The following is a 19,232-nucleotide window of genomic DNA, read 5'->3' on the forward strand; positions in this document are numbered from 1 at the left end:
CCGGTCAACCGGAGACGCCGCGCAGATCCTGGACGGTTGCCGTCCGCTCCGAACGGCAACCATCCGGGACCGCCTCCGTGGCCGCGGTGGCGGCGAGGGTCGCCGCGGCGTCGCGCAGGGCGGCGGCGAGCCGGTCCCGGACCGCCAGCTGGGCGGCGATCCGGGCGTCCAGCACCGCCAGCCGCTCCCGCCCCACCCGCAGGCCGGCCGGTGACGGCGGCGCCGACGCGACGTCCCCGTCCAGGCACGGCAGGAAGACCTGGACGTCGTCGAGCGTCAGCCCGGCGCCGAGCAGGTGCCGGATGTTGCGGACCCGGGTGACCACCGCCTCGTCGTACTCGCGGTAGCCGTTCGCCGCCCGCGAGGAGCCGATCAGGCCCTGCTCCTCGTAGTGCCGCAGGGCCCGCGGCGTGCACCCGGTCACCCTCGCCAGCTCCCCGATGCGCACCCGCCCGCCTCCGTCCCGTGTCCAGCCGCGGCGGGGCGGTGATTCGAACCGCTGCCCGGCCGGTCAGGCGACCAGCGCTCCGCCGTCCACCGGCAGCACCACGCCGGTGACGAAGGCCGCCGCCGGGTCGCAGAGCCGCAGGATCGCCCAGGCTACGTCCTCGGGGTGGCCGATCCGCCCCAGGGGCGTGTGGTCGAGCTGCCAGCGGCGTACCGCGGCCTGCTGGTCGGGGGAGAGGCCCTGGTGCTCGCCGATGGGTGTGTCGATCGCGCCGGGCGCCACCGCCACCACCCGGACGCCGGCCGGGGCCAGCTCCACCGCCCAGCTCCGGGTCAGTGAGTCGAGGGCGGCCTTGCCGGCCGCGTACACCGAGCTGCCCGGCCAGGCGCGCTGGCCGACGGTGGTGGTGACGTTGACGATCACGCCGCGGCTCGCGGTCAGCGGGGTCAGCGCCGCGTGCGCCAGGCGGATCGGCGCGAGCAGGTTCGTGTCGAGCTGGCGGCGGGCCGCCGGCTCGTCCAGCCCGGCGAGGGGGCCGCCGCCGGCGATTCCGGCGTTGTTGACCAGTACGTCGAGCCGGCCGTACCGGTCGAGGGCGGTGTCGACCACGCGGGCCGGCGCCTCGGCGTCGGTCACGTCGGCGGTGAGCGGGGTGATGAGCGGGTGACCGGTGGCCGTCTCGGCCAGTGGCGCGGCGCGCCGGCCCACGGCGAGGACGCGGGTGCCGGCGGCGGCGAAGGCGCGGGCGGTGGCCCGGCCGATGCCAGTGCCCGCGCCGGTGACCACCACGACCCGTTGCTGTTCGTCGTTCATGCCGCCGATCGTCCGACCCTGCCGTCAGCGGCAGGGTCAAGCGGCCGGGTCAGCGGCCCGGCCCTCGGCGCTCCTTCGGCGGGGCGCCGTGCCGCTGCAACGCCTTGCGGGAGGGGCCGCCGGGCGGCGGGAGCGGGGCCTTGACCGGGTCGTGGCCCCAGTTCATGAGGGAGTACCGCCACCGGGTCCGGCGCACGTCGCCGCTCGGCCGTTGGGCCATGTGCCGCCGGACGTACCCGACGACCTTGCGCATGTGCTTGTAGTCGGCGGCGGTGAGCTGGTCGCGCTTGCGGCGCAGCAGGTCGATGATCCGCCGGCCCGACTCGTGGCCCACCGACTCGCCGCCGCGGGTGCCCTTGCGCCAGCCCACGTGCTTGGACTCGTCGGTCTCCAGCCACTTCTGGAGCTCGCCCGGCTTCATGTTCACCGCGTCGGTGAACTCCCGGTACGTCTGCTGCGGATCGTCACTTCGACTCATGCCGCAGCACCTCCGGTCGGTGGGCGACGTCCCGGCCCGAGTCGTCGTTGCGGATCCGGTACTGCGGCTCCTCCGGCGAGGCGTTCACGGCGTGCCCGCGCACGTGCGTGCGCTCGGTGAGCTTCTCCCTGACGACCCCGTACGCCCGGCCGCTGTGGCTGGCCCAGGAGACGTGGTCGCCCCGGCGGAACTCCTCCTTCTCGGCCATGCCGTCCGGGTACCCGGGCCCGGGGAGCGGAAACGACGCCTCAGCCGGCGGCCGGCTTCTCCGTGACGAAGATGGCGGTGCCGGGGAAGAGCCGCCCGCGCAGGGGGCTCCACTGCCCCCAGATCCCCTCGTGCCCCGCCGGCCACTCCGGCTCCACCAGGTCCAGCAGCCGAAAACCCGCGCCGACCAGCTCGCGGATCCGGTCGCCGAGGGTGCGGTGCTGCTCGACGTACGTGGCCACACCCCGCTCGTCCTGCTCCACGTAGGGGGAGCGGTCGAAGTACGAGTGCACGGCGGTCAGCCCGCCCTCGCCCGGGTCGTCCAGGAAGATCCACCGCATCGGGTGGGTGACCGAGAAGACCCACCGGCCGCCCGGGCGCAGCACCCGGGCCACCTCGCGCATCGCCGCCGCCGAGTCGTCGACGAACGGGATCGCGCCGAACGCCGTGCACACCGTGTCGAAGGCCGCGTCGGCGAACGGCAGGGCGAGCGCGTCGGCCTGCACGAGCGGCACGCGTACCCCGGTGCGGGCGGCGGCCTCGGCGGCGTGCCGCAACATGCCGGCGGACAGGTCCAGCGCGACCGGCCGGGCGCCCTGGGCGGCGAGCCAGCGGGCGGCGGCGGCCGCGCCGCAGCCGAGTTCCAGGATCCGGCGGCCGGCCACCTCGCCGAGCAGCCCGGCGTCGGCCTCGCGCAGCCCCTCCGGGCACCAGACGAAGTCGACGTCGCCCAGGAACCCGCCATGCTCGGCCTGGTAGTCGTCGGCGTCCGCGTCCCACCAGCCCCGGTTGGCCCGGCGGACCTCGGCGGCGCCCACCCGGCGCCGAGTCACCCTGTCGTCGTCCACCCGCCCACGCTAGGCCCCCGGCCGGGGCGGGCGATCGTTGGGCGGCGGTGTTGCCATTGGGGTAGATGTGACGGACGAGACAGCTGTGGCACCTTACCGCGCGAAATCTCCGCTTTCGCAGCTGACGCGCCCGAGCAGACCCGGGAGGGCTTGCACGCTGTGGTAATGCAGCGGGTAGGCTAGACGATGCGCTCGCGGATCGTGTGCCTCGGCAGGGAGCAGGTTGCGCGGTCACCGGAGCCACTAATGATCTTCTGATGGCGATCGTTCGGTGTGCCCGGCGACGGATCCGCTGGCGCGGACTGAGTCACCGCGACGCCCACGCCTGCTGTGACAACCCATCCGACCGGAGCAACCGCCCACATGACGAGCAGCATCGAGGCCCCCTCGAGCGCCAACAAGGTCACGCACGACGATCTCGGTTCCGAGGAGGCTTTCCTCGCCGCGATCGACGAGACCATCAAGTACTTCAACGACGGCGACATTGTCGAAGGCACCGTCGTCAAGGTCGATCGGGACGAGGTCCTGCTCGACATCGGCTACAAGACCGAGGGCGTCATCCCCTCTCGGGAGTTGTCGATCAAGCACGACGTGGACCCCGCCGAGGTCGTCTCGGTCGGTGACCACATCGAGGCCCTTGTCCTCCAGAAGGAGGACAAGGAGGGGCGTCTGATCCTCTCCAAGAAGCGGGCGCAGTACGAGCGGGCCTGGGGCACGATCGAGAAGATCAAGGACGAGGACGGCGTCGTCCGCGGCTCGGTCATCGAGGTCGTCAAGGGTGGTCTCATCCTCGACATCGGCCTGCGCGGCTTCCTGCCCGCCTCGCTCGTCGAGATGCGGCGCGTCCGGGACCTGCAGCCGTACGTCGGTCGCGAGCTCGAGGCCAAGATCATCGAGCTGGACAAGAACCGCAACAACGTGGTCCTGTCCCGCCGGGCGTGGCTGGAGCAGACGCAGTCCGAGGTGCGCACCGAGTTCCTCAACAAGCTGCAGAAGGGCCAGGTCCGCAAGGGCGTCGTGTCCTCGATCGTCAACTTCGGCGCGTTCGTCGACCTGGGCGGCGTGGACGGCCTGGTGCACGTCTCCGAGCTCTCCTGGAAGCACATCGACCACCCGTCCGAGGTCGTCGAGGTGGGCCAGGAGGTCGAGGTCGAGGTCCTGGACGTCGACCTCGACCGCGAGCGGGTCTCGCTGTCGCTGAAGGCGACCCAGGAGGACCCGTGGCGGCAGTTCGCCCGCACCCACGCGATCCAGCAGATCGTGCCGGGTAAGGTCACCAAGCTCGTGCCGTTCGGCGCCTTCGTCCGCGTGGACGACGGCATCGAGGGCCTGGTCCACATCTCCGAGCTGGCCGAGCGCCACGTGGAGATCCCGGAGCAGGTCGTGCAGGTCGGCTCCGAGGTCATGGTCAAGGTCATCGACATCGACCTGGAGCGCCGCCGGATCTCGCTGTCGCTCAAGCAGGCCAACGAGGGCTTCGTCGAGGGCGAGGAGCACTTCGACCCGACCCTCTACGGCATGGCCGCGACCTACGACGAGCAGGGCAACTACATCTACCCGGAGGGCTTCGACCCGGAGACGGGCGAGTGGCTCGAGGGCTACGACAAGCAGCGCGAGACCTGGGAGCAGCAGTACGCCGAGGCGCGCCAGCGCTGGGAGGCCCACACCAAGCAGGTGCAGACCTCCCGGGCCGCCGACGCCGAGGCCGCTGCCAACCCGGCTCCGGCCGTCACCGGCACCACCACCTCGACCTCGGCCCCGAGCCGTCAGGCCGAGGAGCCGGCCGGCACGCTGGCCACCGACGAGGCGCTCGCCGCGCTGCGGGAGAAGCTCGCCGGCGGCAAGTGACCCGGTGACGACACCGGCTCGGCGAGTCCGAGACCGGCGCAGTCGCTGAGGGCCCCGTCCCCGCGATCCGGCACCACCGGATCGCCGGGGGCGGGGCCCTCGCCCTGTCCGGGGCGAGTTGGCAGCGCAAACGGTGATCGGGTTGACTGTTGCGGTGCTGAGGGTGGGATTGACCGGCGGGATCGGGTCCGGCAAGAGCGCGGTGTCCAGCCGGCTGGCCGCGCTCGGCGCGGTGATCATCGACGCGGACCGGATCGCCCGCGAGGTGGTCGCCCCGGGCAGCGAGGGCCTCGCCGAGATCGTCGCCACCTTCTCCGACCGGGTCCTCGACGCCGGCGGGGCGCTGGACCGGGCCGCCCTGGGCGCCCTGGTCTTCGGCGACGAGGCCGCCCGCCGCCGGCTGGAGGCGATCACCCATCCCCGGGTCCGCGCCCGCACCGCCGAACTCGTCGCCGCGGCGCCCCCCGACGCCGTCGTGGTCAACGACGTGCCGCTGCTGGTCGAGGTGGGGCTCGCGCCCACGTACCACCTGGTGCTCGTGGTGCAGGCGGCGGTGAGCACCCGGCTGGAGCGGCTGGCCCGCGACCGCGGCATGGACCGCGCGGAGGCCGAGCGGCGGATCGCCGCCCAGGCCGACGACGCGCGCCGGCAGGCGGCGGCGGACGTGCTGATCGACAACGACGGCACGCTGGCCGACCTGCACGCCGCCGTGGACACCCTCTGGCACGAGCGCCTGCTGCCCTACGAGCGCAACGTCCGCGAACACCACGCCGTCCGGCCCGAGCGGGTGGTGCTCACCGAGCCCGACCCCACCTGGCCCCAGCAGTACGCCCGGCTGGCCGCCCGCATCCGCCACGCGGCCGGCGGCGACCCGCGGGTCGACCACATCGGCTCCACCGCCGTGCCCGGGCTGGCCGCCAAGGACGTCATCGACATCCAGCTCACCGTGCCGTCCCTCGCCGAGGCGGACGGGCCGCTCGCCGACCGGCTCGCCGACGCCGGCTTCCCCCGGCTGCCCGGCGACTGGTGGGACAACCCCCGCCCGCCCGGCAGCCGCCGCTGGGAGAAGCGGCTGCACGGCAGCGCCGACCCGGGCCGCCCGGTGTACCTGCACCTGCGCGTGGCCGACTCGCCCGGCTGGCGGTACGCCCTGCTGATGCGCGACCACCTGCGCGCCGACCCGGGGCAGCGGGCCGCGTACCTCCAGGTGAAGCGGGAGCTGGCCGCGTCGGCGCCGGACAGCGCGACCTACGGCACGCTGAAGGACCCCTGGTTCGACGAGGAGCACCTGCGGGCCGAGGAGTGGGCCGCGCAGACCGGCTGGCGGCCCTGAGCCCACTCAGCGGCGGTCCGCCCGCGCTCTGGTCGCCCGCTGAGCGGCGGTTCGGCCGGGTCTGGTCCTCCGCTCAGCGGCGTTCCGCTCGCGGCCGCGTCGCCCGCTCGGTGCCGGGCAGCGCCGGCACCCGCCCCGGCGTGAGGTCGAGCTGAGCCCAGACGCCTCGCCCGGTCCGCAGCTCCAGCCGGCGCGGCAGCCCGCTCGAATCGATCCACCAGCGCAGCCCGCCGCGTACCTCGATGACGTCCACCACCCGCTCCGCCACCCGGTCGTCACGGATCCGGACCGCCGCGGTGGCCGGCGGGGCAGCGGCGCCGGCCCGCAGCGCCGCGTCGAGCAGCCGCTCCACGTCGTCGCCCGGCGGCCGCCCGGCCGCCCGGACCAGCCCGGCCGGCGCCGGCAGGGGCGGTGCCGCGCCGCCGCCCGCCGGCACCACGAGCCGGGCCACGTCTCCCGGCCGTGCCCGCACCAGCGTGCGGCGCCCCGGGTCGTCGCCCTCCACCACCGAGAGGTACGCCGCCGAGCCCGCCCAGTTCACCCACCCGGTGCCGCGTACGTCGGCGGACGGGGCGGCCAGGGCCAGGCCGGCGCCGCCAGCGGCGCGTAGCCGGCCGGGCAGCCGGGCCAGCCGGTCGGCCTCGGCGTCGGAGAGCGCCCGGGGCAGCCCGGGCCGCCCGCCGAGGGCGTCCACGGGGCGCAGCGTGGGGCGGTCGGTGCGGGCCAGCTCGACGGTGACCGGGACCCCGTCCGGCAGCCGCCCGGTCAGCCGGTGGAGCCGGGCGTCGCCGTCGACCCAGAGCCGGGCCCCGGCCCCTTGACCGTGTGTGGGGAGGGGAGCCTGGAGGACGTCCACCGCAACCCCGTGGACGGTCTCCCGGCGCAGCCAGCGCGCCTCGGGCTCGGCCGGGTCGACCCGGGCCGCGCCGAGCCCGAGCAGCAGGTCCCGTACCGCCGGCAGGCCCCGGCCGGCCGGGAGTTCCCGCAGCCGCCACCGGTCGGCCGGTGGCACCAGCGGGGGCGGGGCGGGGGCGGGCGTCGCGGCGGGGTCGGGCCGGACCAGCAGCGTCGACGACGTGGCCTGCACCAGGCCCTGCTCGGCGCCCGCGCCGGGGCCGCTCACGCCCAGGTAGACCAGCGGCCGGGCCCAGTCGACCCAGCCGACCAGCTCGGTACGGCCGCGTCCCTCACCCACGGTGACCCGGACCCCGGAGCGGACGTCCCGCTGATTGGTGACCCGCAGGGCGGCGAGCCGGTCGGCCTCGGCGGCGGTGAGCGGGCGCACCGTCCCGGTGGGCTCAGCCGGCTCGGGCGACCAGCTCAGCAGGCCGGCGACCAGGGCGGCCGCCGAGGCCGCGGCGGCCACCGCGAGCGCGACCAGGGCCGCGCGGCGGCGGGTCCGGGGTTCGGGTGCGTCGCCGGTCCCGTCCAGCTCGGGGTCGCCGGGCGTCTCGAACGGGTCGGCCGGCCGCTCCCGGACCGTCGGATCGGCACGCGGGCGGCGACCGGGGGAGCCGACGGGTCGGCTGGCCGCGGCGCCGGCGCGGCGGTGGCCTCGGCCGGGTTCGCGGGGGACGGCCGTCGCACCGGGCACGGTGGGGGCGTCGACGAGGCTCGCACCGGCGGGCGTCGCCCCTCGCCGCGGCGATGTCGCCGACGTGCCGTTCGTGCTGGCGGGCGACTCGCCAGGATCCCCGGGCGGGAGCGCGCTCGGCGGTGCGGCGGGTGAGCGGTGTTCTCTCGCGCTTCGCCGGTTGCCGGATCTTGGTGAGTTGTCGTTCGCGGTGGACGGCAACTCGCCAAGATCACCAGGATCCGGTCCGGTGGGCTGGGGCGGCTGCGTGTCCGGTGGCCGTTCGCCGGCGGGTGGCGGTACGGGATCCGCGCCGGACGGGGGAGCGGGCGCCGCGCGAGCTGTCGGCTCCGGCGCGGCGGCGCCGGGAGGCTCGGCGGGGCGGGTCTCGTCGGTGGGGATCGGGCCGGTGTCGCGGATGCGAGCGCGTCGCGGCCGGCGTCCGGGAGAGGTCTCCACGAGTGCCCAACGCGGCTGGCGGGTTTCGGTGACGAGCAGGGGCGCTCGCGGCGGCCGGTCAGCGCTTCGAGCGCGACCACCTCGGGTGCGCACGCCGGTCTCTCGGGTGCTGCGACCCCCGGTGCCGGGGGCGGCCGGGCCCCGGAGGGGCGGCCACCGGCCCGGTCGGCCGCCGCGAGCGGCCTACGGTACGAGGGTAGCCGGGTGAGATGAGCCACACAATGGGAATATCGAAGCCGATCAGGGACGGTGCGTGCGCAGCCCGGAAGTGTCGGACCGCGGGCGTACCGTTGAGGTCATGGCGCTCGACATTCCCCGGCTCGACGGCCGCTTCCAGGTCGTCAGCGAGTTCCAGCCGGCCGGCGACCAGCCGGCAGCCATCGACGAGCTTGAGCGTCGTGTGCGACGCGGCGACCGTAACACGGTGCTGCTCGGCGCGACCGGCACCGGCAAGAGCGCCACCACGGCGTGGCTGGTCGAGCGGCTGCAGCGGCCGACCCTGGTGCTCGCGCCCAACAAGACCCTCGCCGCGCAGCTCGCCAAGGAGTTCAGCGAGCTGCTGCCGCAGAACGCGGTCGAATACTTCGTCTCCTACTACGACTACTACCAGCCCGAGGCCTACATCCCGCAGACCGACACCTACATCGAGAAGGACTCCTCGATCAACGAGGAGGTCGAGCGGCTGCGGCACTCAGCGACCATGTCGCTGCTCACCCGGCGCGACGTGATCGTGGTGGCCACGGTGTCGGCGATCTACGGCCTGGGCACGCCGGAGGAATACCTCGACCGGGCCGTGCGGGTCAAGGTGGGGCAGGAGCTCGACCGTGACCAGCTGTTGCGCCGGCTGGTCGACATCCAGTACACGCGCAACGACATGGCCTTCCAGCGCGGCACCTTCCGGGTCCGCGGCGACACGCTGGAGATCATCCCGGCCTACGAGGAGCTGGCCGTCCGGATCGAGCTGTTCGGCGACGAGATCGAGAAGCTCTACTACCTCAACCCGCTGACCGGCGACGTCGTCCGCGAGGTCGACAGTCTGATGATCTTCCCGGCCACGCACTACGCGGCCGGGCCGGAGCGGATGGAGCGGGCGATCCGCGACATCGAGGTCGAGCTGGGCGAGCGGCTGGCCGAGCTGGAGCGGCAGGGCAAGCTGCTGGAGGCGCAGCGGCTGCGGATGCGCACCACCTACGACATCGAGATGATGCGCCAGGTCGGCTTCTGCTCCGGCATCGAGAACTACTCGATGCACATCGACGGCCGGCTGCCCGGCAGCCCGCCGCACTGCCTTCTCGACTACTTCCCCGACGACTTCCTCACGGTGGTCGACGAGTCGCACGTGACCATCCCGCAGATCGGCGGCATGTACGAGGGCGACGCCTCCCGTAAGCGGATGCTGATCGACCACGGCTTCCGGCTGCCCAGCGCGGCCGACAACCGGCCGCTGCGCTTCGACGAATACCTGGAGCGGGTCGGCCAGATGGTCTTCCTCTCCGCCACCCCCGGCCCGTGGGAGCTGGAGCAGGCCCAGGGTGAGTTCGTCGAGCAGGTGATCCGCCCCACCGGCCTGATCGACCCCGAGGTGATCGTGAAGCCCACCAAGGGCCAGATCGACGACCTCATGCACGAGATCAAGCTGCGCACCGAGCGGGACGAGCGGGTCCTGGTCACGACGCTGACCAAGAAGATGGCCGAGGACCTGTCCGACTACCTGCTGGAGAACGGCATCCGGGTGCGTTACCTGCACTCCGAGGTCGACACGCTGCGCCGGGTGGAGCTGCTGCGTGAGCTGCGCAAGGGCGACTACGACGTGCTGGTGGGCATCAACCTGCTCCGCGAGGGCCTCGACCTGCCCGAGGTCTCCCTGGTGGCGATCCTCGACGCCGACAAGGAGGGCTTCCTGCGCAGCGGCCGGTCGCTGATCCAGACCATCGGCCGGGCGGCCCGTAACGTCTCGGGTCAGGTCCACATGTACGCCGACAAGATCACCCCGTCGATGGCGGACGCGATCGACGAGACCAACCGGCGCCGGGCCAAGCAGATCGCGCACAACGAGGCCAACGGGATCAACCCCGAGCCGCTGCGCAAGAAGATCCACGACATCCTCGACGACATCTACCGCGAGGCGGAGGACACCGAGAACAGCCGGGTCGGCGGGGCCGTCCGGCAGCTGTCGCGGGGCAAGGCGCCGGTCAAGGAGACCCGCAGCCGGAGTCGCGGCGCCGCGGCGGCGCCGTCGCGGGAGGGCATGGCCCGGGCCGACCTGGCCAACCTCATCCAGGAGCTCAACGACCAGATGCTCGCCGCCGCGCGGGAGCTCCAGTTCGAGCTGGCCGCCCGGATCCGCGACGAGGTCGCCGACCTCAAGAAGGAACTGCGCGGGATGGATGCCGCCGGGGTGAAGTGACGGACCGGGGTCGGGGGCCGCCGTGCTCACCGAGGCCGTGATCGGACTCCCCGACCCCCGGCTGCGGCCCTACGTGGACCGCTACCTCGGCTACCGCGAGCGCGCGGCCGGCCCGCTCGTGCGCCGCGAGGCGGCCGGCGCCTTCGTGGTGCTGATCCTCGGCTGGGGCGCCCCCCTCGACGTCACCGACCCGCGTGCCGCCGACCGGGGCGCGCACGGGACCAGCGCGTTCCTGGCCGGGCCGTTCGACGCCTGGTGCGCGACCCGCACGGCCGGCGAGGGCGTCGGTGTGCAGGTGCTGCTGACCGCTCCGGCCGCCCGCCGGCTGCTCGGTGTGCCGCTGGGCGAGCTGGCCAACCGGGCGGTCCCGGTCGACCGGCTCGGCGGCTGGCTGGCCCGGCTCCGCGACGAGCTGGCCGAGTTGCCCGACTGGGCCTGCCGGTTCGCCCGGCTCGACGCCGCGCTCGCCGCACGGCTGGCGGTGACCGGGCCGGTCGACCCGCGCCTGCTGGGCGCCTGGCGGCTGCTCGACGGCAGCGGCGGTGGGCTGGGCGTCGGCGCGCTCGCCGACGAGGTCGGCTGGAGCCGCCGCCACCTGGGGGTGCGGTTCCGGGCGGAGTTCGGCCTGCCGCCGAAGACCGTCGCCCGGCTGATCCGCTTCCAGCGGGCGTACGCGACGGTGGGCCGAACGCTGGTCCCCGCGCCGACCGGCGGCGCGGACGCCGCCCCGGGCGCAGCCGGGTGGGCCGAGCTGGCGGTGCGGTTCGGCTACTACGACCAGTCGCACCTGATCCGCGACTTCCGCGAGTTCGCCGGGGCGACGCCCGTGGCGCTGGCCCGGCCCGGGTCGCATTCGTCCAATCCGGCCTGACCTCTCCGGCAGCAGACTCGGGCCATGCGAAGCATCCACCCGGTCCTCCGGTATCCCGACGCCCGCGCCGCCGTCGACTTCCTCCGGTCCGCGTTCGGCCTCACCGTCCACGAGGTGCACGAGGGGCCCGACGGCACGGTGCGGCACGCCCAGCTCGGCTGCGGCGACGGCCTCGTCCTGCTCGGCTCGGGGCCGGCCCCGGCGACCCGGCCGGCCGACGACGACTACCGCGTCTACGTGGCCGTCGACGACGTCGACGCCCACCACGAGCGGGCCCGGACGGCCGGCGCGGAGATCGTCCGGCCGCCCTTCGACACCGACTACGGGTCCCGCGACTACGTGGCCCGCGACCTGGCCGGCCTGGTCTGGTCCTTCGGCACCTACCGGCCCTGACGGCCGCGATAGCTCTCCGCGAGCGAGGTATTGCCCTGAGTGACCGTGATGCGTACTCTCCCACGGTGGGGAGGCGCACATGCCGTTGTCAGCAAGTCCTGTGGTCCGGCGGGTCCGGCTCGGCGCGGAGCTGCGCCGGCTGCGCCGCCGGGAATCGCTCACCCTGGAGCAGGTCTGCGGTCGGCTCGGCTGGGCGTCCACCTCGAAGCTGTCCCGGATCGAGCTGGGGCAGAGCCGACCGGACCTGGCCGATGTGCTCGACCTGCTCGACGTCTACGCCGTGCCGGCCCCCCAACGCGACGAGCTGATCGTCATCGCCCGGGACGCCGCGACCGGCCGTGGCTGGTCGAAGGCGCTGGGCGAGATGGGGGAGCGGCAGCGGGCGTACGCGGAGCTGGAGGCGGGCGCGGTCCGCATCGTGGACTACCAGCCGGCGCTGGTACCCGGGCTGCTCCAGACCCCCGACTACGCGCGGTTGCGGGTGTCGGCCGGCGCGCTGCTCGCCGACGACGTGGATGTGGAGGCCGACGTCCGTGCCCGCGCCGTGCGCCAGGAGGTGCTGTGCCGGCCGGAGCCGCCGGACTACACCGCGCTGATCGACGAGCGCGCCTGCGACCCGGGCGGGCTTCCGGTCGAGGTCTGGCGGGAGCAGCTCCGTCACCTGGCCGTCCTCGCCGAACGGCCGCACGTCACCGTCCGGCTGCTGCCCCGCGACGGGTCCCCCTATGGTGACCTGCATCCCCTCGCGCCGTTCTCCTACTACGCCTACCCAGACCCGGCCGACCCGCGCACCGTGCTGGTGGAGACGCTCACCACCGACCTGCGGCTGGTCGCCGAAACCGACGTCGCCCGCTACGAGCGGCTGGTCGACCGGCTGCTCGCCGCGGCCCTGTCGGAGGAGGAGACGGTGGAGCTGCTGACCCGGCGGCTCGGCCCCGTGCCGGTGCCCCGCCCCCGCGAGCCGCACGGGGGCTGAGGAGGGCGCGGCCCGTGGCGGCGGTGGGCGCGTGGTCACCGGGCCCGGCGCCCCCGATTACCGTCGGGACCGGTGGCCAACGCGTCGAGCGCAGGCTATGTGAGGGGTACGACAGCTCAGGCCGGCACGTCGACGTAGTGCTCGACCTGCGGCGGGCCGGCGAAGTGCGGGCCGATCAGCTCCCGCCACCGCGTGAAGCGCTCGCTCTGCCGGAAGTTGACGTCGTGCGCCTCGACCGAGTCCCACTCGACTAGCAGCACGAACCGGGACGGTGACTCGACGCCGCGGGTCATCCGCACCGAGCGGCAGCCCTCGGTGCCGGCGAGGATCGGGTGCCCCTGCGCGTACGCGGCGGCGAAGTCGTCCTCGTGCCCGGGCGTCACGTCGATCAGCGCGACCTCAAGAACCATGCCCGAAGCCTCGCACGACGGCCGGGGGCGGGTAAGCCCCGGCGGCTGTTCCGCGCGCCACACCCTAGGCGTACTGGCGGGGGGCTTCGGCCGGCCGCGCCTCGGCGTCACGGAGGGCCTGGGTGGTGACCCGGGAGGCGAGCAGGAGCGCGGCGAGCCCGAGTCCGAGGGCCGCGACGAGGAAGGGCGCGCGGATCCCCAGGCCGCGTCCGAGCAGGCCGCCGGCGAGGGCTCCGAGGGGGACGACGCCCAGCACGACCAGGCGGTAGGCGGCCGTGACGCGGCCGAGGAGTTCGTCGGGGACCGCTGCCTGGCGCAGGGTGCTGACGACGATCTGGTTCAGCGAGGTGGCGACGGCGGCGCAGAACATGCCGGCGAGGGCGAGGACCGTGTGGTGACCCAGGCCGAGGATGGCGTAGCTGGCGGCCGGGGTGAGGGCGGCCAGCCAGGTGACCGGGCCGCCGCCGACACGGGGCACGACATGCTCGGCGAGCAGTGAGCCGACGATCGCGCCGGCGGCGGGAACGGCGATGAACAGGCCGTAGCGCGACAGGGGAAGGTCGTAGGGGCCGGTGACCAGCAGGACGAGCAGCCCGCCGGTGGCCGAGCCGAAGAAGTTGATCGCCGCCGAGATGAACGCGACCCGGCGCAGCAGGTCGTGGCGCCAGAAGTGGGCCCACCCGGAGCGGATGTCCTGGCCGATGGTGGTCGGCGTCGAGCGGCGGCGCTCCTGGTCCGCGCTGGTGGGGCGCAGCGCGGGCAGCAGGAGGGCGGCCAGGCCGGCGAGGGCGAACGCGGCCGCGCCGGTGTAGAAGGCCGCTGCTGCCGCCACCGCGAACAACGCCGCACCGGCGGGCGGGCCGATGAAGGTGTTGATGACGGACTGGGTCGCGAACAACCGGCCGTTGGCGCGTTCGAGCTGCTCGCGGGGCAGGAGGCGGGGTGGGATGGTCAGGGCGGCGTTGTCGACCATCGTCTCGGCGCAACCGGCCAGGAACACCGCGGCGTAGAGCAGCGCGACGTGGCGCCACCCGTTCGCCAGGGTCACGGCGAGCAGCGCGAACCCGGCGGCGCGCAGCAGGTTGCCGATGGTGAGGATCCGGCGTCTGTCCATGCGGTCCGCCAGCGCGCCGGCGGGGAGGGTGGCGGCCAGCCAGGGCAGGAACTGCACCACCGTCATGCCCGCCACCACGAGCGGGTCACGGGTCAGCGTGGCGACGAGCAGCGGCGCCGCGGCCTGGAGCAGCCCGTCGGCGAGGTTCGAGGACGCTTGGGACGCCCACAGTGCCGCGAACGATCTGCGTGGGGCGGCGGCAGGCACGATCGGTCTCCCGGTGGCTCTCATGGGTGATTGGTTGATTGGGCATGAGCATGGCAGCTGATAGCCTCACATGCAACAGAGCCTTTGCCCATGAGGGGAGCTGATGGTGAGGTTCGGTCACATCGCCGGCGACCGCATGCTCGACCTGGTGAACACCGTCAGCTGGCGTCTCGGCGGCCCCGAACGCGCCGAGAAGCTGACGACCTTCCTCGACGTCGTCGACTGGTGCGTCGAGTCCGATCTGATCGGCGCGGACGAAGCCGCGGCCCTGCGCGACCTCGCCGGCCGGGACGAGGCCGGAGCCGAGCGGGAGCGGCAACAGGTCGTCGAGGCGCGCGAGGCGGCCTACGCCACGCTCTTCGAGGCCGACCCCGAGGCCGCCGCGGACCTCGCGGCCAGGTACCGGGCGGCGATCGCCGCGGCCGACCTGGTCCGCGCGGGCGACCGCTGGGAATGGCGGGACCGGGAGGTCGACATCCGCCTGCCCCGCAACCGCATCGTCCGCGGGCTCGTGGCTCTCACCCAGCGCGACGATCTCGACCGCCTCCACCAGTGCGAGGACGCCAAGTGCGGCTGGGTCTATCTCGACACGTCACCGCGGCGGAACCGCCGCTGGTGCAACACGAAGGACTGTGGGGACCGCAACCGCGCCCGCGCCTACTACGCCCGGCAGAAGGCGAGGAGCCGGTAGCCCTGATCCGTCCACCGCCGAGGCTCGATCGACGTCTCCGGTCGGGACCTCTAGGGTGGGCGCTCGGGAAACGGGGGAGGGGACACCATGCTGGACTGGCTCACCGCCACGGCGTTCACCGTCCTGGGCGCCGGCACCACCTGGGCGGAGGTGCTCGGCTTCGCCACCGGCGTGGTCAACGTCTGGCTGGTGGCCCGGCAGCACATCGCGAACTGGCCGATCGGCATCGCCAACGTGCTGCTGCTGATGCTGCTGTTCTGGACCGCCGGCCTGTACGCGGACGCGGGCCTCCAGATTGTCTACGTCGTCCTCGGCGTCTACGGCTGGTGGCACTGGCTCTTCGGCGGGGAGCGGCGTAGCCGGCTGACCGTGGCCCGGACCAGCGGGCGGGAGTGGTGGGCGCTCGGCGTGGCCGGGGTGCTGCTCACGGCCGGGCTCTGGGTGCTGCTGGACCGGGCCACCGACTCCACGGTGCCGCTGGCCGACGCGGTCACCACCGCGCTGTCGCTGCTGGCCACCTACGGCCAGACCCGCAAGCTGGTGGACAGTTGGTGGCTGTGGATCGCCGCCGACCTGATCTACATCCCGCTCTACGCGTACAAGGGACTCTGGCTGACCGGCGGCCTCTACCTGATCTTCCTGGCACTCTGCGTGGTCGGCCTGCGGGAGTGGCGCGCGGACCTGCGCCGGCGGTCGGCGGCGACCCCGGTGCCGCCGGGCCCGGCCCCCGTCGCGGCGTGAGCGTGCGGACCGCGCCGGGCCGGGAGTTCCGGCACGGCCTGGTGGTGGGCAAGTTCTACCCGCCGCACGCCGGGCACCACGCGCTGATCGAGGCGGCCGCGGCCCGGTGCGCGGCGGTCACCGTGGTGGTGGCCCCGTCCCGGCGCGAGTCGATTCCGCTCGACCTGCGCGTCGACTGGCTGCGCGAGGCCCACGCCGGGACACCGTGGGTGCGGTTCGTCGGGCGGTACGACGACCACCCGGTCGACTACGCCGACCCGGCGATCTGGGACCTGCACTGCGCGGTGTTCGCCGACGCACTCGGCGGGCGGCCGGTGGACGCGGTCTTCTCCTCCGAGGCGTACGGCGAGGAGCTGGCCCGCCGGTTCGACGCGGCCGCGGTGTGTGTGGACCTGGACCGGCGTGCGGTGCCGGTCTCCGGCACCGCCGTGCGTGCCGATCCGGCGGCGCACTGGCGGCGGCTGAGCCCGCCGGTGCGGGCCTGGCTGGCCCGCCGGGTGGTGGTGGTCGGGGCCGAGTCGACCGGCACCACGACGATGGCGGCGGCGCTCGCCGCCCATTACGGCACGCCCTGGGTCCCGGAATACGGCCGCGAGCTGACCGAGCGCAAGCTCACCGGGCTGCGGCGCACCCGGCCGGAGGCGACGATCTTCGACGTCACGTGGGACCGGCAGGACTTCGCCGAGGTGGTGCGCGAGCAGCAGGCCGCCGAGGACGCGGCGGCCCGGACCAGCGGCCCGCTGCTGTTCTGCGACACCGATGCGCGGGCCACCGCGATCTGGGAGGAGCGCTACCTCGGGTCCTCGTCGGAGGCGGTCCGCGCGGCCGCCCGCCGGCCGGCGCTGTATCTGCTGACCGGCCACGAGGGGGTGCCCTTCGCCGACGACGGGCTGCGCGACGGGGAGCACCTGCGGGCGTGGATGACCGGCCGGTTCCGGGAGGAGCTGGCCGGTTGCGGGGTGCCGGTGGTCGAGTTGCACGGTCCGCACGAGCGGCGACTGGCCACGGCGGTCGCCGCCTGCGACGCCCTCCTGGCCGCGGGCTGGCCCTTCAACGAGCCCCTGACGCCTGACACCTAGCCTCCTAGGACGCCCTGCGTATCGAGACCTGTCCCACACCGGAACACTCGCACCCTGGCAAACAGGACCCCCGGAGATGCGCCACCCGGGGCAGATGGTGAACAATGGCGGCCGAGGAGGGGAGTATTCCCCCGCGACGGAGTCGTCAGCACGGAAGAGCGCCGGCCCCCCGGTGGCACGACCCGGCTCCGTCGGTCAGCGATCCGCATCCCGGGTCGGTGGCGGAAGAGACCTCCGACAGTCACCAGAGTCAGCGTCGACGCACCCCGGCCCCTCACCCGGCGTACGGTGTGCCCGACGCTGTGTGTCTGCCGGAGGATGGATTTGAACGTGTCCGGATTGGTGTGGGCGGGGACCCTGGTCGTCATGACCGCGGTCCTGCTGGTCGACCTGTTCATCATCGGTCGCCGCCCGCACGAGCCCAGCGTCCGCGAGTCGAGCCTGTGGGTCGGCTTCTACGTGGGGCTGGCCCTGCTCTTCGGTGCCGGGTTGTGGCTCACCTCAGGCCCCAGCGTGGCGGGCCAGTTCTACACCGGTTGGCTCACCGAATACAGCCTCTCGGTGGACAACCTCTTCGTCTTCGTGATCATCATGGCCCGCTTCGGGGTGCCCCGGCGGTACCAGCAAAAGGTGCTGCTCATCGGCATTGTGCTCGCGCTGGTCATGCGCGGCGGCTTCATCGCCGCCGGCGCCGCCCTGATCTCACAGTTCTCCTGGGTCTTCTACATCTTCGGCGCGTTCCTGATCTACACGGCGGTCAACCTGGCCCGCCAGGGTGAGCCGGACGAGGACGAGTTCAGCGAGAATCTGCTGATCCGGTGGAGCCGCAAGGCGCTGCCGCTGTCCCGTGACTTCGACGGGGCGCGGATGACCACCCACGAGAACGGGCGGCGCCTGTTCACGCCCATGCTGATCGTGATGATCGCGATCGGCACCACCGACCTGATCTTCGCGCTCGACTCGATCCCGGCGATCTTCGGCATCACCCAGGAGCCGTACCTGGTCTTCACCGCGAACGTGTTCGCGCTGATGGGCCTGCGGCAGCTCTACTTCCTGCTCGGCGGCCTGCTGGACCGGCTGATCTATCTCAGCTACGGCCTCGCCGTGGTGCTCGGCTTCATCGGGGTCAAGCTGGTCCTGGAGGCCCTTGCCGACAACAACCTGCCGTTCGTCAACGGTGGCGAGCACGTGGGCTGGGCCCCGCACATCCCGATCTGGCTCTCGCTCACCGTCATCCTCGGCACCCTCGCCGTGGCCACGGCGGCCAGCCTGCTCAAGTCGTCCCGCGACCGGCGCCGCGAGCTGGCCGAGGCCCGCCGCTGACCGGACCCGCGCGAGAAGGGGCGCCCCCGTGGTCGGGGGCGCCCCTTTCGGCGTACGGGGTCAGATGCGTACGGGGTCAGATCCGGTGGGCGCCGACCAGGGTGGCCTCCCGGTCCGGCGGGAGCCGCTCCTCGACGACCCGGCGCTTCACGTAGCAGGCGTGCAGCATCCGCCGTACCTCGCCCTGCGGCTCGGTGCTGACGATGCCCACGTGGTGGATCCGCCGGCCCGGCCGGGCGAAGAAGTAGAGGTCGCCGGGGCGCTCCTCGCCCAGCGCCAGGGGAGTGGTCGCCTCGGCCTGGTCGTCGGCGTCCCGTGGCAGGGTGAGGCCGTAGCGGCGCCAGGCCAGGTGCACCAGGCCCGAGCAGTCGATGCCGTCGGTGGACAGCCCGCCCCAGATGTAGATCAGGTCACGCAGCCGCTCGGCGAGGGCCAGCACCTCCTTGGCCTCCGGCCGCTCGGCGGGCAGCGGGACCAGGTCACCCTCCGGGGCCCAGAGCGGGTCGGGGTGCCCCGGCGCGAGGACCGGCCGCCAGCCGTCCACGGGCCGCCCGGCCGGGGTGAGGCGGGTGCCGAGCACCACGCGGGACAGGGCCGGCGGGCCGTCCGGGGCGGCGCGCAGCGCGGTGTGGGCGGCGTCCACGACCAGCGGGGTGGCCGGCGGGCCGGACTCGGCCGGTGCGGTGAGCTGGGCGGCGGGCAGCCACCCCGGATAGCCGCGGAGGTCGAGCTTGGCGGCGGGCTGCGCCAGCGCCACGACGTGCGCCCAGCCGTCGGCGCGCACCTCGGTGACCAGTACCCGCTCGCCGAGCAGCAGCTGGGTCAGGACGCAGTCGCCGACCTGCTGGTCGCGGTCCATGCCGGCGATCCAGGCGGCGACGTCCGGTGGGTCGGCCAGCGCGGGGCTGTCGACGGGGCGGACCGCCTCGGGCCTGGTCCAGAGGGTCGCCACCGGCACCCGGACAACGGCCTCGCGGCCCGGTTGAACCTCCATGCCCACCCCCACCTCACGT

Annotated in this window: 19 protein-coding genes; 10 read left to right on the forward strand and 9 right to left on the reverse strand. The window is 74.0% G+C overall.

The window, feature by feature from the left end:
• Positions 1 to 4 precede the first annotated feature (4 nt).
• The 5 genes from ABZW14_RS05210 to ABZW14_RS05230 form a co-directional block, all read right to left on the reverse strand.
• Positions 5 to 448: a MerR family transcriptional regulator gene (locus tag ABZW14_RS05210; protein ID WP_355340055.1), complete on the reverse strand. Its 444-nt coding sequence runs from the start codon at positions 446 to 448 to the stop codon at positions 5 to 7.
• Between the two features lie 63 nt (positions 449 to 511).
• Positions 512 to 1,261 (reverse strand): SDR family oxidoreductase, encoded by a 750-nt coding sequence (locus ABZW14_RS05215; protein WP_355340058.1) that lies wholly within the window; start codon positions 1,259 to 1,261, stop codon positions 512 to 514.
• 49 nt (positions 1,262 to 1,310) lie between these two features.
• Positions 1,311 to 1,739, reverse strand: a complete 429-nt coding sequence (locus tag ABZW14_RS05220; protein WP_355336065.1) for a DUF3140 domain-containing protein — start codon at positions 1,737 to 1,739, stop codon at positions 1,311 to 1,313.
• Positions 1,726 to 1,947: a DUF2945 domain-containing protein gene (locus tag ABZW14_RS05225; protein WP_154227757.1), complete on the reverse strand. Its 222-nt coding sequence runs from the start codon at positions 1,945 to 1,947 to the stop codon at positions 1,726 to 1,728. Before ABZW14_RS05225 ends, ABZW14_RS05220 begins: the two co-directional genes overlap by 14 nt.
• 40 nt (positions 1,948 to 1,987) lie before the next feature.
• On the reverse strand, positions 1,988 to 2,794 hold the full coding sequence (locus tag ABZW14_RS05230; protein ID WP_355340062.1) for a class I SAM-dependent methyltransferase: 807 nt from the start codon (positions 2,792 to 2,794) through the stop codon (positions 1,988 to 1,990).
• A gap of 363 nt (positions 2,795 to 3,157) precedes the next feature.
• Between ABZW14_RS05230 and rpsA the strand changes: the two genes are divergently transcribed.
• Positions 3,158 to 4,642: a 30S ribosomal protein S1 gene (gene rpsA / locus ABZW14_RS05235; protein ID WP_355340065.1), complete on the forward strand. Its 1,485-nt coding sequence runs from the start codon at positions 3,158 to 3,160 to the stop codon at positions 4,640 to 4,642.
• A 154-nt stretch (positions 4,643 to 4,796) separates the two neighbouring features.
• On the forward strand, positions 4,797 to 5,975 hold the full coding sequence (coaE, locus tag ABZW14_RS05240) for a dephospho-CoA kinase (protein WP_355340068.1): 1,179 nt from the start codon (positions 4,797 to 4,799) through the stop codon (positions 5,973 to 5,975).
• 73 nt (positions 5,976 to 6,048) lie between these two features.
• On the opposite strand, the gene ABZW14_RS05245 is transcribed toward coaE, so the two are convergent.
• Positions 6,049 to 7,569 (reverse strand): hypothetical protein, encoded by a 1,521-nt coding sequence (locus ABZW14_RS05245; RefSeq protein WP_355340071.1) that lies wholly within the window; start codon positions 7,567 to 7,569, stop codon positions 6,049 to 6,051.
• Positions 7,570 to 8,305: 736 nt separating this feature from the next.
• Between ABZW14_RS05245 and uvrB the strand changes: the two genes are divergently transcribed.
• The 4 genes from uvrB (at position 8,306) to ABZW14_RS05265 (ending at position 12,654) form a co-directional block, all read left to right on the forward strand.
• A complete protein-coding gene (gene uvrB / locus ABZW14_RS05250; RefSeq protein WP_355340074.1) occupies positions 8,306 to 10,414 on the forward strand; it encodes an excinuclease ABC subunit UvrB in 2,109 nt (702 codons plus the stop codon).
• A 22-nt stretch (positions 10,415 to 10,436) separates the two neighbouring features.
• Entirely contained in the window at positions 10,437 to 11,285 is an 849-nt protein-coding gene (locus ABZW14_RS05255) for a helix-turn-helix domain-containing protein (RefSeq protein WP_355340077.1), read from the forward strand.
• Positions 11,286 to 11,309: 24 nt separating this feature from the next.
• Positions 11,310 to 11,678, forward strand: coding sequence for a VOC family protein (locus ABZW14_RS05260; protein WP_355340080.1), 369 nt, complete (start codon positions 11,310 to 11,312; stop codon positions 11,676 to 11,678).
• 79 nt (positions 11,679 to 11,757) lie between these two features.
• Positions 11,758 to 12,654, forward strand: coding sequence for a DUF5753 domain-containing protein (locus ABZW14_RS05265; RefSeq protein WP_355340083.1), 897 nt, complete (start codon positions 11,758 to 11,760; stop codon positions 12,652 to 12,654).
• A 116-nt stretch (positions 12,655 to 12,770) separates the two neighbouring features.
• Here the strand turns inward: ABZW14_RS05265 and ABZW14_RS05270 are convergent, their stop codons facing one another.
• Together ABZW14_RS05270 and ABZW14_RS05275 are read right to left on the reverse strand one after the other, a co-directional pair.
• Complete coding sequence (locus ABZW14_RS05270; protein ID WP_355340086.1) at positions 12,771 to 13,064, reverse strand: antibiotic biosynthesis monooxygenase family protein; 294 nt, start codon at positions 13,062 to 13,064, stop codon at positions 12,771 to 12,773.
• Between the two features lie 64 nt (positions 13,065 to 13,128).
• Positions 13,129 to 14,385 (reverse strand): MFS transporter, encoded by a 1,257-nt coding sequence (locus ABZW14_RS05275; RefSeq protein WP_355340089.1) that lies wholly within the window; start codon positions 14,383 to 14,385, stop codon positions 13,129 to 13,131.
• 103 nt (positions 14,386 to 14,488) lie between these two features.
• Here ABZW14_RS05275 and ABZW14_RS05280 point away from each other — a divergent pair, with 103 nt between their 5' ends.
• The 4 genes from ABZW14_RS05280 to ABZW14_RS05295 all read left to right on the forward strand — a co-directional run bounded on the left by ABZW14_RS05280 (position 14,489) and on the right by ABZW14_RS05295 (position 18,219).
• On the forward strand, positions 14,489 to 15,076 hold the full coding sequence (locus ABZW14_RS05280) for a CGNR zinc finger domain-containing protein (RefSeq protein WP_355340092.1): 588 nt from the start codon (positions 14,489 to 14,491) through the stop codon (positions 15,074 to 15,076).
• An 87-nt stretch (positions 15,077 to 15,163) separates the two neighbouring features.
• Positions 15,164 to 15,817: a nicotinamide riboside transporter PnuC gene (pnuC, locus tag ABZW14_RS05285; protein WP_355340095.1), complete on the forward strand. Its 654-nt coding sequence runs from the start codon at positions 15,164 to 15,166 to the stop codon at positions 15,815 to 15,817.
• On the forward strand, positions 15,814 to 16,896 hold the full coding sequence (locus ABZW14_RS05290; RefSeq protein WP_355340098.1) for an AAA family ATPase: 1,083 nt from the start codon (positions 15,814 to 15,816) through the stop codon (positions 16,894 to 16,896). Before pnuC ends, ABZW14_RS05290 begins: the two co-directional genes overlap by 4 nt.
• A 324-nt stretch (positions 16,897 to 17,220) precedes the next feature.
• A complete protein-coding gene (locus ABZW14_RS05295) occupies positions 17,221 to 18,219 on the forward strand; it encodes a TerC family protein (RefSeq protein WP_355340101.1) in 999 nt (332 codons plus the stop codon).
• 76 nt (positions 18,220 to 18,295) lie between these two features.
• Here ABZW14_RS05295 and ABZW14_RS05300 read toward each other — a convergent pair whose 3' ends face one another.
• Positions 18,296 to 19,213, reverse strand: coding sequence for an NlpC/P60 family protein (locus ABZW14_RS05300; RefSeq protein WP_355340104.1), 918 nt, complete (start codon positions 19,211 to 19,213; stop codon positions 18,296 to 18,298).
• Positions 19,214 to 19,232 lie beyond the last annotated feature (19 nt).

The sequence above is a fragment of the Micromonospora sp. NPDC004551 genome, assembly GCF_040609975.1.
Classification (GTDB): Bacteria; Actinomycetota; Actinomycetes; order Mycobacteriales; family Micromonosporaceae; genus Micromonospora.

Bases quoted from the DNA above. Each gene is read 5' to 3' on its own strand.
- ABZW14_RS05280 (WP_355340092.1), top strand. From the start codon at position 14,489: ATGGTGAGGTTCGGTCACATCGCCGGCGACCGCATGCTCGACCTGGTG.
- ABZW14_RS05265 (WP_355340083.1), top strand. From the start codon at position 11,758: ATGCCGTTGTCAGCAAGTCCTGTGGTCCGGCGGGTCCGGCTCGGCGCG.
- ABZW14_RS05225 (WP_154227757.1), bottom strand. From the start codon at position 1,947: ATGGCCGAGAAGGAGGAGTTCCGCCGGGGCGACCACGTCTCCTGGGCC.
- ABZW14_RS05270 (WP_355340086.1), bottom strand. From the start codon at position 13,064: ATGGTTCTTGAGGTCGCGCTGATCGACGTGACGCCCGGGCACGAGGAC.
- ABZW14_RS05220 (WP_355336065.1), bottom strand. From the start codon at position 1,739: ATGAGTCGAAGTGACGATCCGCAGCAGACGTACCGGGAGTTCACCGAC.
- pnuC (WP_355340095.1), top strand. From the start codon at position 15,164: ATGCTGGACTGGCTCACCGCCACGGCGTTCACCGTCCTGGGCGCCGGC.
- uvrB (WP_355340074.1), top strand. From the start codon at position 8,306: ATGGCGCTCGACATTCCCCGGCTCGACGGCCGCTTCCAGGTCGTCAGC.
- ABZW14_RS05260 (WP_355340080.1), top strand. From the start codon at position 11,310: ATGCGAAGCATCCACCCGGTCCTCCGGTATCCCGACGCCCGCGCCGCC.
- rpsA (WP_355340065.1), top strand. From the start codon at position 3,158: ATGACGAGCAGCATCGAGGCCCCCTCGAGCGCCAACAAGGTCACGCAC.
- ABZW14_RS05215 (WP_355340058.1), bottom strand. From the start codon at position 1,261: ATGAACGACGAACAGCAACGGGTCGTGGTGGTCACCGGCGCGGGCACT.
- ABZW14_RS05300 (WP_355340104.1), bottom strand. From the start codon at position 19,213: ATGGAGGTTCAACCGGGCCGCGAGGCCGTTGTCCGGGTGCCGGTGGCG.